The sequence below is a fragment of the Bacillus sp. FJAT-29937 genome, assembly GCF_001509555.1.
Taxonomy (GTDB): domain Bacteria; phylum Bacillota; class Bacilli; order Bacillales; family Cytobacillaceae; genus Cytobacillus.
On record NZ_LMAS01000003.1, the window covers coordinates 198,993 to 212,526 of the forward strand.

Here is a 13,534-nt window from a genome sequence, read left to right on the forward strand (position 1 = left end):
GGTTTTTTTATGTGAATGGTAAAAAAGAGGTGGAATGAACTTGAAGAAAAAATTAGTGTTAATTGATGGGAACAGCATTGCTTATCGGGCTTTTTTTGCTTTGCCGCTGCTGAATAATGATAAAGGCATACATACAAATGCAGTTTATGGCTTTACGATGATGTTATCAAAAATACTGGAAGATGAAAAACCTACTCATATTCTTGTTGCGTTTGATGCAGGAAAAACAACCTTCCGCCATAAGACTTTCAGTGAATATAAGGGCGGAAGACAAAAGACGCCACCCGAATTATCAGAGCAATTTCCGTTCATTCGAGAGCTGCTGGATGCTTATCAGATTCCAAGATATGAACTGGAAAACTATGAAGCAGATGATATTATCGGAACACTTTCACTTCAGGCAGAGAAGGATGACTTTGAAGTAAAGGTGATTTCAGGAGACAAAGACTTAACTCAGTTAAGCTCAGAGAAAACAACGGTTGCCATTACCCGAAAAGGGATTACCGATATAGAGGAATACACCCCAGCTCACATTGCTGATAAGTATGGAATCACACCAGAAAGAATTATCGATATGAAAGGATTAATGGGAGACAGCTCGGATAATATTCCTGGAGTTCCAGGAGTCGGAGAAAAAACAGCTTTGAAATTATTAAAAGAGCATGGAACATTGGGAAACCTGCTCGAATCAATCGATAAAGTAGGCGGGAAAAAACTGCAGGAAAAGCTGGAGGAATTTAAAGACCAGGCAATAATGAGTAAAGAGCTCGCCACAATTACAAGAGAAGCCCCGATTGACATTCAACTGAATGAAATTGAATATGAAGGATTTGAAAAAGACGAGGTTATCAAAATCTATAAAGAGCTTGGGTTTAACTCTTTATTAGACAAGCTTGGTGACTCGGACGGTGTTGAAGAAGGAGATTTAGAGGAAATAGAGTTTACGATCGTTGAAGAGATAACAGAGGATATTTTTTCTGACGTCAATTCTTTTTATGTAGAAATATTAGAAGATAATTACCATTATGCTGATATTATTGGATTTTCAGTAGGAAATGAAAAAGGAATATTCTTTATTTCAGCTGAGAAGGCGATTGCATCCCCGATTTTTAAACAATGGGCTGAAGACGAAAGTAAACAGAAAATCGTTTACGATGGAAAAAGATCTGAGGTTTCCCTGCGTCATCATGGAATCCATTTATCAGGAATTACATTTGATTTACTTATTGCCGCCTACTTAATCAATCCATCTGAAACGATTGAAGATGTGAGCTCTATTGCAAAAGCACATGGCTATACTTCCATTCAATCAGATGAAGCTTTTTATGGGAAAGGTGCAAAGCGAAGCATCCCTGAGGAGCGGAAGCTTGCGGAGCATCTATCTAGAAAGGCTGATGCCCTATTATCCTTGAACGATAAGCTGGATCAGGAGCTTAAAGAAAATCATCAGGATGGACTATTCTATGACTTGGAATTGCCGCTTTCTCTTATTTTAGCTGATATGGAATCGACAGGGATCAAAATGGATCTTGAGCGGCTAGAGGCAATGGGCAATGAGATTCTGTCGAAGCTAGTTGATATTGAAGGGCGTATTCATGAATTAGCTGGAGAAAAATTTAATATTAATTCGCCTAAACAGCTGGGAGTTATTTTATTTGATAAGTTAGGTCTTCCTGTTTTTAAAAAGACAAAAACGGGTTACTCCACTTCTGCCGATGTCCTTGAAAAGCTTGAGCAGGATCATGAAATTATTAAGGAGATCCTCCTTTATCGCCAGCTTGCAAAGCTTCAGTCTACGTATATTGAAGGCTTATTAAAAATTGTGAATAAAGATAACGAGAAAGTTCACACAAGATTCAATCAGGCTCTTACTCAAACTGGAAGGTTAAGCTCAACAGATCCTAATCTTCAGAATATCCCTATCCGACTGGAGGAAGGAAGAAGGATTCGCCAAGCATTTATTCCTTCTGAAAAGAACTGGATAATCTTTGCAGCTGATTATTCGCAAATCGAGCTAAGAGTACTTGCTCATATTGCTGGTGACGAGAAGCTGATTGATGCATTTAACCATGATATGGATATTCATACAATTACCGCTATGGAGGTCTTTCACGTATCGGCAGAGGAAGTTACTTCGAATATGCGACGCCATGCAAAAGCAGTTAACTTTGGGATTGTATACGGCATAAGTGATTACGGGCTTTCTCAAAGTTTAGGAATAACACGAAAAGAAGCAGGTCAATTCATTAATCGATATTTAGAAAGCTATCCAGGTGTGAAACAGTACATGGAAGATATCGTATATGATGCGAAACAAAAAGGCTATGTATCCACCCTGCTGCATCGCAGAAGATACTTGCCGGAAATTACGAACCGAAACTTTAACCTTCGCAGCTTTGCCGAACGCACTGCGATGAACACGCCGATACAAGGAAGTGCTGCCGACATTATTAAGAAGGCAATGATTGATATGGCCAATCGTCTAAAAGAAGAAAACCTGAATTCAAGGCTCTTGCTTTCAGTTCACGATGAATTAATCTTTGAAGCGCCAGAGGATGAAATTGAGAAATTAAAGAAAATCGTCCCTGAAGTAATGGAAAATGCCATTCAATTAAAAGTGCCATTAAAGGTCGATTACTCTTATGGGCCTACATGGTTTGATGCGAAATAGAAAAGCGGAAGCGCCTTGTCCAGCCCCGACAAGCACAAGACGAGCCTCCCGGAAAGGTGGTCTTTCCTTTCTGGGAGGATTGGCTTGTGACCTCGAGGGGCTAGGCGCTGGAGCTAGACAAATAGAAAAGCGGAAGCGCCTTGTCCAGCCCCGACAAGCACAAGACGAGCCTCCAGGAAAGGTGGTCTTTCCTTTCTGGGAGGATTGGCTTGTGACCTCGAGGGGCTAGGCGCTGGAGCTAGACAAATAGAAGAGCGGAAGCGCTGGTGCTAGACAAATAGATAAGCATTAAAAAGCAGGAGGTGGTTCGATGCCTGAATTGCCAGAGGTGGAAACGATCCGCCGAACTTTGGATGAATTAATTATGAACAAGACGATTGACCATGTATCAGTCTTCTGGCCGAAGATTGTAAAGCATCCGGAAGAAGTTGTACAGTTTAAGGATGCATTGGTCGGGCAGACATTTACCGGGACAGGCAGAAGAGGGAAATTTCTTATTCTTTATACGAAGGATTTTGCGCTCATATCCCATTTGCGAATGGAAGGAAAATACGGGCTTTTTCAGCAAACGGATGAAGTGGATAAGCATACTCATGTTATTTTTCATTTCACAGATGGAACTGAACTTCGCTATAAGGATGTCCGGAAATTTGGTACGATGCATCTATACTTGAAGGGCGAAGAATTTACTCGTCTTCCCCTTTCTCAATTAGGTCCAGAACCCTTTTCTGATGGATTTACAAAGGAAGAATTAGCTGAGAAACTTTCAAAGACAAAAAGAAATATTAAAGCCGTTCTCCTAGACCAAAAGGTAGTCGTTGGTCTCGGCAATATTTATGTTGATGAAGCATTATTCCGGGCAGGGATTCATCCGGAGAGAATTGCTGACACTTTAACAAATTCTGAATTAACAAGACTTCATAAAGAAATAATAGCTACCTTGTCTGAAGCTGTTGACAAAGGGGGAAGTACAATACGGTCGTACATTAACTCCCAGGGTCAAATTGGCATGTTTCAGCTCGAGCTTTTAGTGTATGGCAGAAAAGGGGAAGATTGCAAAGTTTGCGGCAGTCAGCTTGAAAGAATTATTTCCGGCGGTCGAGGAACTGTATTTTGTCCTTCATGTCAAAAAAAAGACTGAAAAACTCGCCAATACTGGCGAGTTTTTCGTTCCCAAGTTCTTAAAAAGTTTTTCAATAACAATGGATAGGCTTCTCCCATATACTATCTTAGCGATTGATGGGCAGCAACAGGATACGTGTTGCTACGAGGGAGGAGTCCTATCCAAATGATGCATACAATATCACTTCTTATACTAGCATTTGCTGTTAGTCTAGATAACTTTAGTGTAGGATTAACTTATGGATTAAGAAAAATGAGAATACCATTGAAATCAATTGGAATCATCGCTTGCTGTTCAGCAATTGCATTAGTGATTGCGATGACAATCGGCCGTTTCATTATTAGTTTTTTCTCACCTGCTTTCGCGGAAAGTATTGGTGGAATTATTCTTATCGTCCTTGGGGCGTGGGTACTATTTCAATTTTTACGTTCCGAAAAGTCAAAGGATGTTCTGCCACACGAAAAAACGATTGTCAATTTTGAAATTAAATCGCTTGGTTTAGTTATTAAAATTTTACAAAAACCAATGTCTGCTGATTTTGACAAGTCGGGCACGATAACGGGGATTGAAGCACTAATGCTTGGGGTTGCTCTATCCCTTGATGCTTTCGGTGCTGGGTTTGGTGCTGCTATGTTAGGCTACTCACCGTATTATTTAGCCATAGCAGTGGCTGTCATGAGTTCACTGTTTGTATATCTGGGCCTAAAAGTAGGGGCCGTTTTCTCAAAAAGTGATTGGATACAGAAGTTTTCCTTTGTACCGGGGATATTATTAATATTAATTGGGATTTGGAAAATATAACACAAGAAAGGGAAATGAGATGTCTATAGTTGTTGGCCTGACTGGAGGAATTGCAAGTGGAAAGAGCACAGTTTCCTCCATCTTAATTGAAAAAGGAGCATTAGTCATTGATGCAGATGCAGAAGCACGCTTAGCTGTTGAAAAAGGAGAAGAAGCCTATAATGAGATCATTGCCCATTTTGGGAGTCAGGTCCTGCTTGAAGACGGGTCGATTGATAGAGGAAAGCTAGGATCTATCATTTTTCATGATGAACAGCAGCGCCAGAAGCTTAACAGCATCGTTCATCCTGCAGTTAGAAAAAGAATGTTGCTGAAGAAAGATCATGCCATTGAAGAAGGGGAAAAACTAGTCATTCTTGACATTCCGTTATTATTCGAAAGCAAGCTTGCCTATATGGTTGATAAAACGATTTTAGTGTATGTGGATGAGGATGTTCAATTAGAACGATTAATGAATCGCAATCATCTCTCCAAAGAAGATGCGACAGCAAGAATTAACTCGCAAATGCCTCTTAAGGATAAGGTTCAGCTTGCTGATGAAGTGATTAATAATAATGGTACTATAGCGGAAACAGAGAAGCAGCTTATAGAAATATTGAAAAAATGGAATGCTATGTAGAGCCTTAAGGGCTCTTTTTCTTTGCAATTGTTAATCATGAGTAATAGGTTAATTAATCAGAATTATAAAACATTAATTTTCCACACTTTAATCATTACAAATGTCTATTAATATGTTATACTAATTACATATGAATACGATATAAAGTATAACACTTATGCGGAAGGGGCCGTAAAATGAAAGCGAAAATTGCAATTAACGGTTTTGGAAGAATTGGACGAATGGTATTTAGAAAAGCCATTCTTGATGATAAACTTGATGTGGTTGCAGTAAATGCAAGCTACCCAGCTGAAACATTGGCACATTTAATTAAGTATGACACAAATCACGGCCGATTTGAAGGGGAAGTTATTCCAGAAGACGGCGCTCTTATTGTAAACGGTAAGCGTGTACAATTATTAAGCAATCGTAACCCGCAGGAACTGCCTTGGAAAGAATTAAATATTGATATTGTCATTGAAGCAACAGGTAAATTTAACTCTCGTGATAAAGCAGCTCTTCATTTAGAAGCTGGTGCTAAGAAGGTTATTTTAACAGCTCCAGGGAAAAACGAAGACGTGACAATCGTAATGGGTGTGAACGAAGAATCTTTAAACATTGCAGAGCATGATATTATTTCAAATGCATCTTGCACAACTAACTGCTTAGCACCGGTTGCGAAAGTACTTGACGAACAATTTGGCATTGAAAATGGATTAATGACTACTGTCCATGCTTATACGAACGACCAGAACAATATCGACAATCCGCATAAGGATTTACGCCGTGCACGTGCTTGTGCACAATCGATTATTCCAACATCTACAGGTGCAGCTAAAGCGTTAACATTAGTGCTTCCACATCTAAAAGGCAAGCTTCATGGAATGGCATTACGTGTGCCGACACCAAATGTTTCTCTAGTTGACCTTGTTGTGGATCTTAAATCTGATGTAACGGTTGACCAAGTCAATGCAGCATTTGAACAAGCTTCCCAAGGCGCACTTAACGGAATTTTAGATATTACTGATGAGCCGTTAGTTTCAATCGACTTTAACACAAATCCGCATTCTGCTATCATTGATGGGTTATCTACAATGGTTATCGGAACGAATAAAGTAAAAGTTTTAGCATGGTATGACAATGAATGGGGCTACTCATGCCGAGTTGTCGACTTAACAAAATATGTTGCACAGGAGCTTCTTAAACCATCTGCAGTAAATGTAGGTTAAAGAAATTCGTCTTGCAGCTTTATTAGGCATGCCAATTTCGGTATGCCTAATTTATTTGCAAAATCGGATGTATCCTCTTAAGGACCATATTATAAGAGAGGAAAAAGATAACCCTTTAACAAATTTATAGAACTGTATTGCAAAAAGAAAATAAACAAAGTATACTAGTCCTCGTGAACTTCTATTATTTTGTTTATAGTGGCTACTTAAAGGGTTAGGACCTCTTTGGACTAACTTTCCCCCGTGGTAGTTATCTGGAAATGTAGAATGTCATTATTATTGTTAAAGGGGGAAATTTGAATATGGAAACGATGGGTCGTCACGTAATCTCAGAACTATGGGGATGCGATTTTGAAAAGTTAAATGATATGGATTTTATTGAGCGTACTTTTGTAGATGCAGCATTGAAATCAGGTGCTGAAATCCGAGAGGTGGCATTTCATAAGTTTGCACCACAGGGTGTGAGCGGAGTTGTTATCATCTCTGAATCGCATTTAACTATTCACAGCTTTCCTGAGCATGGTTATGCCAGTATTGATGTATATACGTGTGGTGATCTTGACCCTAGCATTGCTGCGAACTACATTGCAGAGGCGTTAGGTGCAGAAACGTGTGAGAATATCGAAATTCCACGCGGGATGGGTCCAGTTCAAGTTAAACAAGCGCAAGCTAATGCTTTATAATAACAAAAAGGCATGAAAATCCAGAGGTGTATTTAATACACCTCTTTTTATTTGCCCATTTTCTCACTCATTACTATTGGGCTTTTATCTAAAAAATAGTACAATAAAAGTACCCGAGCATTTTGAATGAAAAGAATCCGGAGCTGATTGAATGAAATGTCCTTCATGTCAAAATAACAATACACGTGTACTTGATTCTCGTCCTGTTGATGACTACCGTTCTATTCGGCGCAGACGGGAATGTGAAGCCTGCGGATATCGGTTCACGACCTTTGAGAAGGTTGAGGAAATTCCGCTTATTGTCGTCAAAAAAGAAGGAACAAGGGAAGAATTTAGCCGTGATAAAATATTACGAGGCCTTATTAAGGCTTGTGAAAAACGCCCTGTTGCCTTGAAAGAGCTGGAAGAAATTACTTCCAGTGTTGAAAAGGAACTCCGCAGTAATGGTGTCTCTGAAATTCAAAGTGAAGCTGTTGGTGAAATGGTAATGGACAGGCTGGCGAAAATCGATGATGTCGCTTATGTAAGATTTGCATCTGTTTATCGGCAGTTTAAAGATATCAATGTCTTTATTGATGAATTGAAAGAATTGATTAAGAAAGAAAAGGAATAAAAGGGACACGTTCTTTGAGCTAAAGGAATCTTTAGCTCTTTTTTGGTGAATGATTATTATTGTATTGAAAGGTTGATAAAATGGTTCAGCATTGGCAGGAATTGGTTCCAATTGATCGATATGTAGTAGCTGCTAGCGGGCTTTTGCATGATTATGACCGAAAAGTGCTAACTTTATTGTATCAGCCCTTAATCGGATCTACTTGTTTTAGTTTATATATGACATTATGGTCGGAACTGGAAGAAAATAGATTATGGTCCAGCTCTAATTCACATCACAGTCTGATGAATTTCATGGATTTAAGGTTAAATGAGATTTACAAAGCCCGTATAAAGCTAGAAGGAATTGGGCTTATGAAGGTTTATGAAAAAAAAGATGATGATGCGAGATCCTTTATTTACGAATTGATCCCGCCTTTAACTCCTGAACAATTTTTTTTAGATGGAATGTTAAATATATATTTGTATAAAAAAATTGGTAAAAATCAATATTCGAGATTAAAACGGTTTTTTTCAGAAGATAAGGTGGATTCTAAGGGAAATTACTATGAAGTTACCAAGTCATTTCAGGATATTTTTATGACAAGTCATATGGATTCTATTTCTTATGATTCAGAAGCTGAAGAGATGATGCAAGCTTCTGAAGGGAAAAGTTTTATCGGAAGAGATGAACAGGATCGTATACAAATCATTCCTGATACATTTAATTTTAAGCTTCTTCAAGCTGGATTAAATGAGTCCCTGATTCCGAAAGAGGCTTTCACAAAAAAAGTTAAAAATGCGGTCAGCAATCTTGCATTTTTGTATGGTATAGATGCAATCCAAATGAAAAACATTGTCATCAGCGCCATTACAGAAGATAATGAAATCAACATAGAAGAGTTGAGAAAGTCTGCTCGGGATTGGTACCAATTTCAACATCATGATCAGCTTCCATCATTAGTAGATCGAACACAGCCAATGGCGCAGCGGACGCAAATAAAGGAGCCCGAAACAAAAGAAGAGGAATTGCTTCGTGCTTTAGAAATTACTTCACCAAGGCAAGTGTTAACGGATCTTTCTGGAGGGGCGGAGCCTTCAAAAGGGGATCTGCAAATAATTGAAGGTGTTATGTTTAACCAAAAGCTTTCCCCAGGGGTTGTCAATGTACTGATTCAATATGTCATGTTGAAATCGGATATGAAAATGACGAAAAGCTATGTTGAAAAAATCGCGAGCCACTGGGCAAGGAAGAAAATTCAGACGGCAAAAGCTGCGATGGATTTAGCTAAAAATGAGCATAAGCAATATATGGAGTGGGCAGATGGGAAGAAAAAATCAGCTAAATATACAGGAAAAAATAAACCGATTCGAACGGAATTGCTTCCTGACTGGTTTGACGAAATAAGTACCCCTGCTCCAGATTCAACGAAGAAACAAGACGAAGATCTTGAACTGAAGAAGCGAGAACTAGAAGAAACTTTAAAGAAGCTGCGTTCAGGAAAAGAGGCTGACTAATGGAAAGAATTAATGATACATTAAAACGATTGGCTGGCAGAGAGGATTTTCAAAAAAGATATGAAATGCAGCGAAGGGAAACATTAAATAATCCAGACGTAAAGGCCTTTCTCAAAAGCCATCAAGATGAATTAACTGAGAGAATGATTGAAATAAGCATGGTAAAGCTTTATGAATACTCAAATCAGAGCAAGGAATGCAATAAATGTCCTAGCTTAGATGGATGTGTCAATTTCATGAAGGGCTACCATCCAAAGCTTGTCGTAGGAAGAGGAAGCATTGAATTACATTACGACAAATGTCCTCGAAAGGTTATGGACGATGAGAAACGCAAAAATGAAAAATTAATTCAAAGCTTGCACGTACCAAGAGACATTCTTGAAGCTTCCTTTGATTCCATTTATGCGGATGATGAAAGAATCGATGCTGTACAGAAGGCTGCTTCTTTTATTATGAATTATAAACCAGGCTCCAAACAGAAGGGATTATATTTTTATGGGAAATTTGGAGTTGGTAAATCCTATTTACTAGGTGTTATTGCGAATGAATTGGCAAAAAAAGAAGTTTCGTCCATGATCGTGTATGTCCCTGAACTTTTGAGGGAACTAAAAAGCTCGATTGCTGATTCTACTCTTAATGAAAAGATTGAGACGATCAAAAAAGTGCCTGTCCTCATGTTTGATGACATTGGTGCGGAAACGATGTCCAGCTGGACGAGAGATGAGGTCATGGGACCGATCCTGCAATTTCGAATGCTCGAAAGCCTGCCGACTTTCTTTACTTCTAATTTTGACTTTCAAGGTTTGGAGCATCATTTATCCTACAGCCAGCGAGGAGAAGAAGAGAAAATGAAAGCCCGGCGCATCATAGAGAGGATCAGATATTTAGCGGAACCAGTCGTCGTGGAAGGACGGAACCGCAGAGTTTAGATGCTGATAAGGCGGAATAAGAGTTTTCGCCGGAAAACATTTTAATTATAACGGAGCTGTCCTGATTGTATCGGGATGGCTCTGTTTTTTTCCTAAGGTAAAATTATTATCCTCATCATACATATGAATTCTTTTCAGCACTTCTATTTTGTCCAAATTCCCCATATACATTTAAAACAGAATACTATATAAAGGGGGGATTTGGTTGATCGAAATCACTTTCCAGAAGACCGAAGATGCTAAAAGTCTATTTAGATACTTACAATATTATTTAGCTTCTTCCGCACTTTCCAATAAAAATATTCTTCAAATTGAAGATCACCATATAGTTCGAATCCATATCGAACCACAAATGAAAAAGGGTTTAGAAATGATCAAAGATGTTTTCTATAAGTTTATTACTAGTAAACAAGATAATTGGTTTCGTAGAATTATAGCTGAACATTATTACTATCAGGACGAGGAGGAACAGCAGCAAATTCTTGAAATCATTCATTCCATCCTCGAAGGAAATAGGAAGGACCTTTCCTCTTTTCTAAGTAATGTAGATATGGAGGGAAATATTAAAAATACGATTAATGAAATCTTCCATGAGAATATTAACTTTTCCTTCGATTCCTTTGTGAAATTTAGGTTACGGCCAATAATGGATCAGATGGCCAAATATGTAGAAATTTCAATAGATGAATATAAAATGGAGCAAGAGTACCAAATGTTTATTCAAACTTTAAGGGATTTCTTAACAGGGAGAGAAGCGAAGCTAGACTACATTCATTTACTTATTGATGATGGCATTCATTTTTTTAATGAAAACTATGAAGAAATGAAACGAACGGATTTAGCACATATGATCGACAGAAGACTTTTAATCAATCACCCGGTTTATGTGGATTCCGTTACGATTGCCCCATTGCTCTCTATTGCACCTGCCATTATTTATCTTTATACCGAGGATAAGGAGCAGGCGCTCGTGAGAACAATTCAAAATATTTTTGAGGAAAGACTCGTGATTAGCTCAACTAGTGAATTTTATAAAAATAAAAATAGGCAAACGTATACAGTTGATGAAAAAATATAAAGGTGCCCTTGATTTTCCTGAAATAACAAACTATAATACGTACATAATATGAAATGCAATAAGTATAAGTTATGATAAGGACATGGGTATTCGTTTACGGTTTCAAGAGAGGGAAGGCAAGGCTGGAACCTTCCTAACACGAATTGAATGCTTACCACCTTTGAACTTCAGCTCGGAAATGGGCTGACGGTGACAAGCCGTTAAATTGCTACAAGTCATTTTACGCATATTTCTGTGAAATGAGAAGTAGGGTGGAACCACGTGTTAATAACAACTCGTCCCTTTTTTAGGGACGGGTTTTTTTATTTTTATCCAAATAGGAGGATTTACAATGTCAGATTTAATTAATGTATCGTTTCCAGATGGGGCTGTAAAGGAGTTTCCGAAAGGGACGACAACAGAAGATATCGCTGCTTCTATCAGTCCTGGACTTAAGAAGAAGGCGATCGCAGGAAAATTCAATGGGGAAATGTTCGACCTGCGCCGTCCGATCGAGGAGGATGGAGCAGTCGAAATCGTAACTCAGGATAGTGCAGAGGCATTAGAAGTTCTTCGCCACAGTTCTGCTCACTTAATGGCACAAGCGATTAAGCGTTTATATAAAAATGTTAAGCTTGGTGTAGGTCCAGTTATCGAAGGCGGGTTCTACTACGATATCGATATGGAGCAATCCTTGACTCCAGAAGATCTTCCGCTAATCGAAAAAGAAATGAAAAAAATCATCAATGAAAACATTGATATCGTTCGCAAGGAAGTCAGCCGAGATGAAGCTGTTCAATTGTTTAAGGAAATTGATGATGAATATAAATTGGAACTGATTGAAGCGATTCCAGCGGATGAGACAGTAACACTTTATGAGCAAGGAGAGTTTGTTGACCTATGCCGAGGCGTTCACGTGCCATCTACTGGCAAGCTTAAGGAAATTAAGCTGCTCAGCATTGCTGGTGCTTACTGGCGCGGAAACAGCGACAATAAAATGCTTCAGCGAATTTACGGTACAGCATTCTTTAAAAAAGAAGATTTAGCTGAGCATTTGCGCTTACTTGAAGAAGCAAAAGAACGTGATCACCGTAAGATCGGGAAAGAATTAAACCTTTTCACAAACTCTCAAAAAGTGGGACAAGGCCTGCCGCTATGGCTTCCAAAAGGAGCAACCATTCGCCGCATCGTTGAGCGCTATATTGTTGATAAGGAAGTGCGTTTAGGCTATGACCATGTGTATACACCAGTGATGGGAAGCGTAGAGCTATACAAAACGTCTGGCCACTGGGATCATTACCAAGAGGATATGTTCCCTGTCATGGAAATGGATAATGAGCAGCTTGTTCTTCGTCCGATGAACTGCCCGCACCACATGATGATTTACAAAAATGGCATTCACAGCTATCGTGAGCTTCCAATCCGTATTGCTGAGCTTGGAACGATGCATCGCTACGAAATGTCAGGTGCCTTATCTGGTCTTCAGCGTGTACGTGGAATGACTCTGAATGATGCTCATATCTTTGTCCGTCCCGACCAAATTAAAGAAGAATTTAAGCGTGTTGTCCAATTGGTGCTTGATGTGTATAAAGATTTTGGCATTGAGGATTATTCATTCCGTCTGTCTTATCGCGACCCGCAAGACACAGAGAAGTATTTTGATGATGACCAAATGTGGGAAAAGGCTCAAGCGATGCTGAAAGAAGCAATGGATGAAATCGGTCTTGATTATTTTGAGGCGGATGGAGAAGCTGCTTTCTACGGTCCAAAATTAGATGTTCAAGTGAAAACTGCCTTAGGCAAGGAGGAGACATTATCAACCGTTCAATTAGACTTCTTATTGCCTGAGCGTTTTGATTTATCTTATATCGGAGAAGACGGCAAACATCATCGTCCAGTCGTTATTCACCGTGGCGTTGTGTCAACAATGGAGCGCTTTGTTGCCTTCTTAATTGAAGAGTATAAAGGAGCATTCCCAACATGGCTTGCACCTGTTCAAGTTCAAGTCATCCCTGTTTCGCCAGACGTTCACTACGACTATGCAAAGGAAGTACTTGAACAACTGAAAGCTGAAGGGTTCCGTGTCGAGCTTGATGACCGAAACGAGAAAATTGGCTACAAAATCCGTGAAGCCCAAATGCAAAAAACTCCGTATATGCTAGTAGTCGGCGATAATGAAGTTGCTGAAAAAGCAGTCAATGTCCGAAAATATGGAGAGCAGAAATCTGAAACAGTTCCATTTACAGATTTTATTGCTGGATTGAAGGAAGAAGTTAAACGATAATTGGGTTATATCAGCGACATTCTAAAGCTCTAAAAATTGAGATGCTCTGC

At 39.0% G+C, this 13,534-nt stretch carries 11 protein-coding genes and 1 other annotated feature; all 11 genes read left to right on the forward strand.

Going from position 1 to position 13,534, the window contains the following annotated elements:
* The first annotated feature begins 34 nt into the window (after window positions 1-34).
* The 11 genes from polA to thrS all read left to right on the forward strand — a co-directional run bounded on the left by polA (window position 35) and on the right by thrS (window position 13,484).
* Window positions 35-2,671 carry a DNA polymerase I gene (polA, locus tag AR328_RS07275; RefSeq protein WP_066292549.1) on the forward strand — a complete coding sequence of 879 codons (2,637 nt, stop codon included), beginning with the start codon at window positions 35-37 and terminating at the stop codon, window positions 2,669-2,671.
* A gap of 310 nt (window positions 2,672-2,981) precedes the next feature.
* Window positions 2,982-3,812, forward strand: a complete 831-nt coding sequence (mutM, locus tag AR328_RS07285) for a DNA-formamidopyrimidine glycosylase (RefSeq protein WP_066292556.1) — start codon at window positions 2,982-2,984, stop codon at window positions 3,810-3,812.
* A gap of 147 nt (window positions 3,813-3,959) precedes the next feature.
* Window positions 3,960-4,595 carry a sporulation membrane protein YtaF gene (gene ytaF / locus AR328_RS07290; RefSeq protein ID WP_066292560.1) on the forward strand — a complete coding sequence of 212 codons (636 nt, stop codon included), beginning with the start codon at window positions 3,960-3,962 and terminating at the stop codon, window positions 4,593-4,595.
* Between the two features lie 19 nt (window positions 4,596-4,614).
* Window positions 4,615-5,214: a dephospho-CoA kinase gene (gene coaE / locus AR328_RS07295; protein ID WP_066294595.1), complete on the forward strand. Its 600-nt coding sequence runs from the start codon at window positions 4,615-4,617 to the stop codon at window positions 5,212-5,214.
* A gap of 176 nt (window positions 5,215-5,390) precedes the next feature.
* Window positions 5,391-6,422, forward strand: coding sequence for a glyceraldehyde-3-phosphate dehydrogenase (locus AR328_RS07300; RefSeq protein WP_066292563.1), 1,032 nt, complete (start codon window positions 5,391-5,393; stop codon window positions 6,420-6,422).
* Window positions 6,423-6,724: 302 nt separating this feature from the next.
* On the forward strand, window positions 6,725-7,105 hold the full coding sequence (gene speD, locus AR328_RS07305; RefSeq protein WP_066292566.1) for an adenosylmethionine decarboxylase: 381 nt from the start codon (window positions 6,725-6,727) through the stop codon (window positions 7,103-7,105).
* 151 nt (window positions 7,106-7,256) lie between these two features.
* Window positions 7,257-7,718, forward strand: a complete 462-nt coding sequence (gene nrdR / locus AR328_RS07310; protein WP_066292568.1) for a transcriptional regulator NrdR — start codon at window positions 7,257-7,259, stop codon at window positions 7,716-7,718.
* A gap of 80 nt (window positions 7,719-7,798) precedes the next feature.
* Complete coding sequence (locus tag AR328_RS07315) at window positions 7,799-9,214, forward strand: replication initiation and membrane attachment family protein (RefSeq protein WP_066292571.1); 1,416 nt, start codon at window positions 7,799-7,801, stop codon at window positions 9,212-9,214.
* Window positions 9,214-10,143, forward strand: a complete 930-nt coding sequence (gene dnaI, locus AR328_RS07320) for a primosomal protein DnaI (protein WP_066292576.1) — start codon at window positions 9,214-9,216, stop codon at window positions 10,141-10,143. Before AR328_RS07315 ends, dnaI begins: the two co-directional genes overlap by 1 nt.
* Before the next feature lie 205 nt (window positions 10,144-10,348).
* Window positions 10,349-11,221 (forward strand): putative sporulation protein YtxC, encoded by an 873-nt coding sequence (gene ytxC / locus AR328_RS07325; protein WP_066292577.1) that lies wholly within the window; start codon window positions 10,349-10,351, stop codon window positions 11,219-11,221.
* Window positions 11,222-11,283: 62 nt separating this feature from the next.
* Window positions 11,284-11,507: a binding site (T-box leader), on the forward strand.
* Window positions 11,508-11,552: 45 nt separating this feature from the next.
* The gene (gene thrS, locus AR328_RS07330) at window positions 11,553-13,484 is read left to right on the forward strand and encodes a threonine--tRNA ligase (RefSeq protein WP_066292580.1); all 1,932 of its coding nucleotides are present in this window, start codon (window positions 11,553-11,555) and stop codon (window positions 13,482-13,484) included.
* Window positions 13,485-13,534: the final 50 nt, after the last annotated feature.

Bases quoted from the DNA above. Each gene is read 5' to 3' on its own strand.
- dnaI (WP_066292576.1), top strand. From the start codon at position 9,214: ATGGAAAGAATTAATGATACATTAAAACGATTGGCTGGCAGAGAGGAT.
- AR328_RS07315 (WP_066292571.1), top strand. From the start codon at position 7,799: ATGGTTCAGCATTGGCAGGAATTGGTTCCAATTGATCGATATGTAGTA.
- polA (WP_066292549.1), top strand. From the start codon at position 35: ATGAACTTGAAGAAAAAATTAGTGTTAATTGATGGGAACAGCATTGCT.
- speD (WP_066292566.1), top strand. From the start codon at position 6,725: ATGGAAACGATGGGTCGTCACGTAATCTCAGAACTATGGGGATGCGAT.
- ytaF (WP_066292560.1), top strand. From the start codon at position 3,960: ATGATGCATACAATATCACTTCTTATACTAGCATTTGCTGTTAGTCTA.
- AR328_RS07300 (WP_066292563.1), top strand. From the start codon at position 5,391: ATGAAAGCGAAAATTGCAATTAACGGTTTTGGAAGAATTGGACGAATG.
- thrS (WP_066292580.1), top strand. From the start codon at position 11,553: ATGTCAGATTTAATTAATGTATCGTTTCCAGATGGGGCTGTAAAGGAG.
- nrdR (WP_066292568.1), top strand. From the start codon at position 7,257: ATGAAATGTCCTTCATGTCAAAATAACAATACACGTGTACTTGATTCT.
- coaE (WP_066294595.1), top strand. From the start codon at position 4,615: ATGTCTATAGTTGTTGGCCTGACTGGAGGAATTGCAAGTGGAAAGAGC.
- mutM (WP_066292556.1), top strand. From the start codon at position 2,982: ATGCCTGAATTGCCAGAGGTGGAAACGATCCGCCGAACTTTGGATGAA.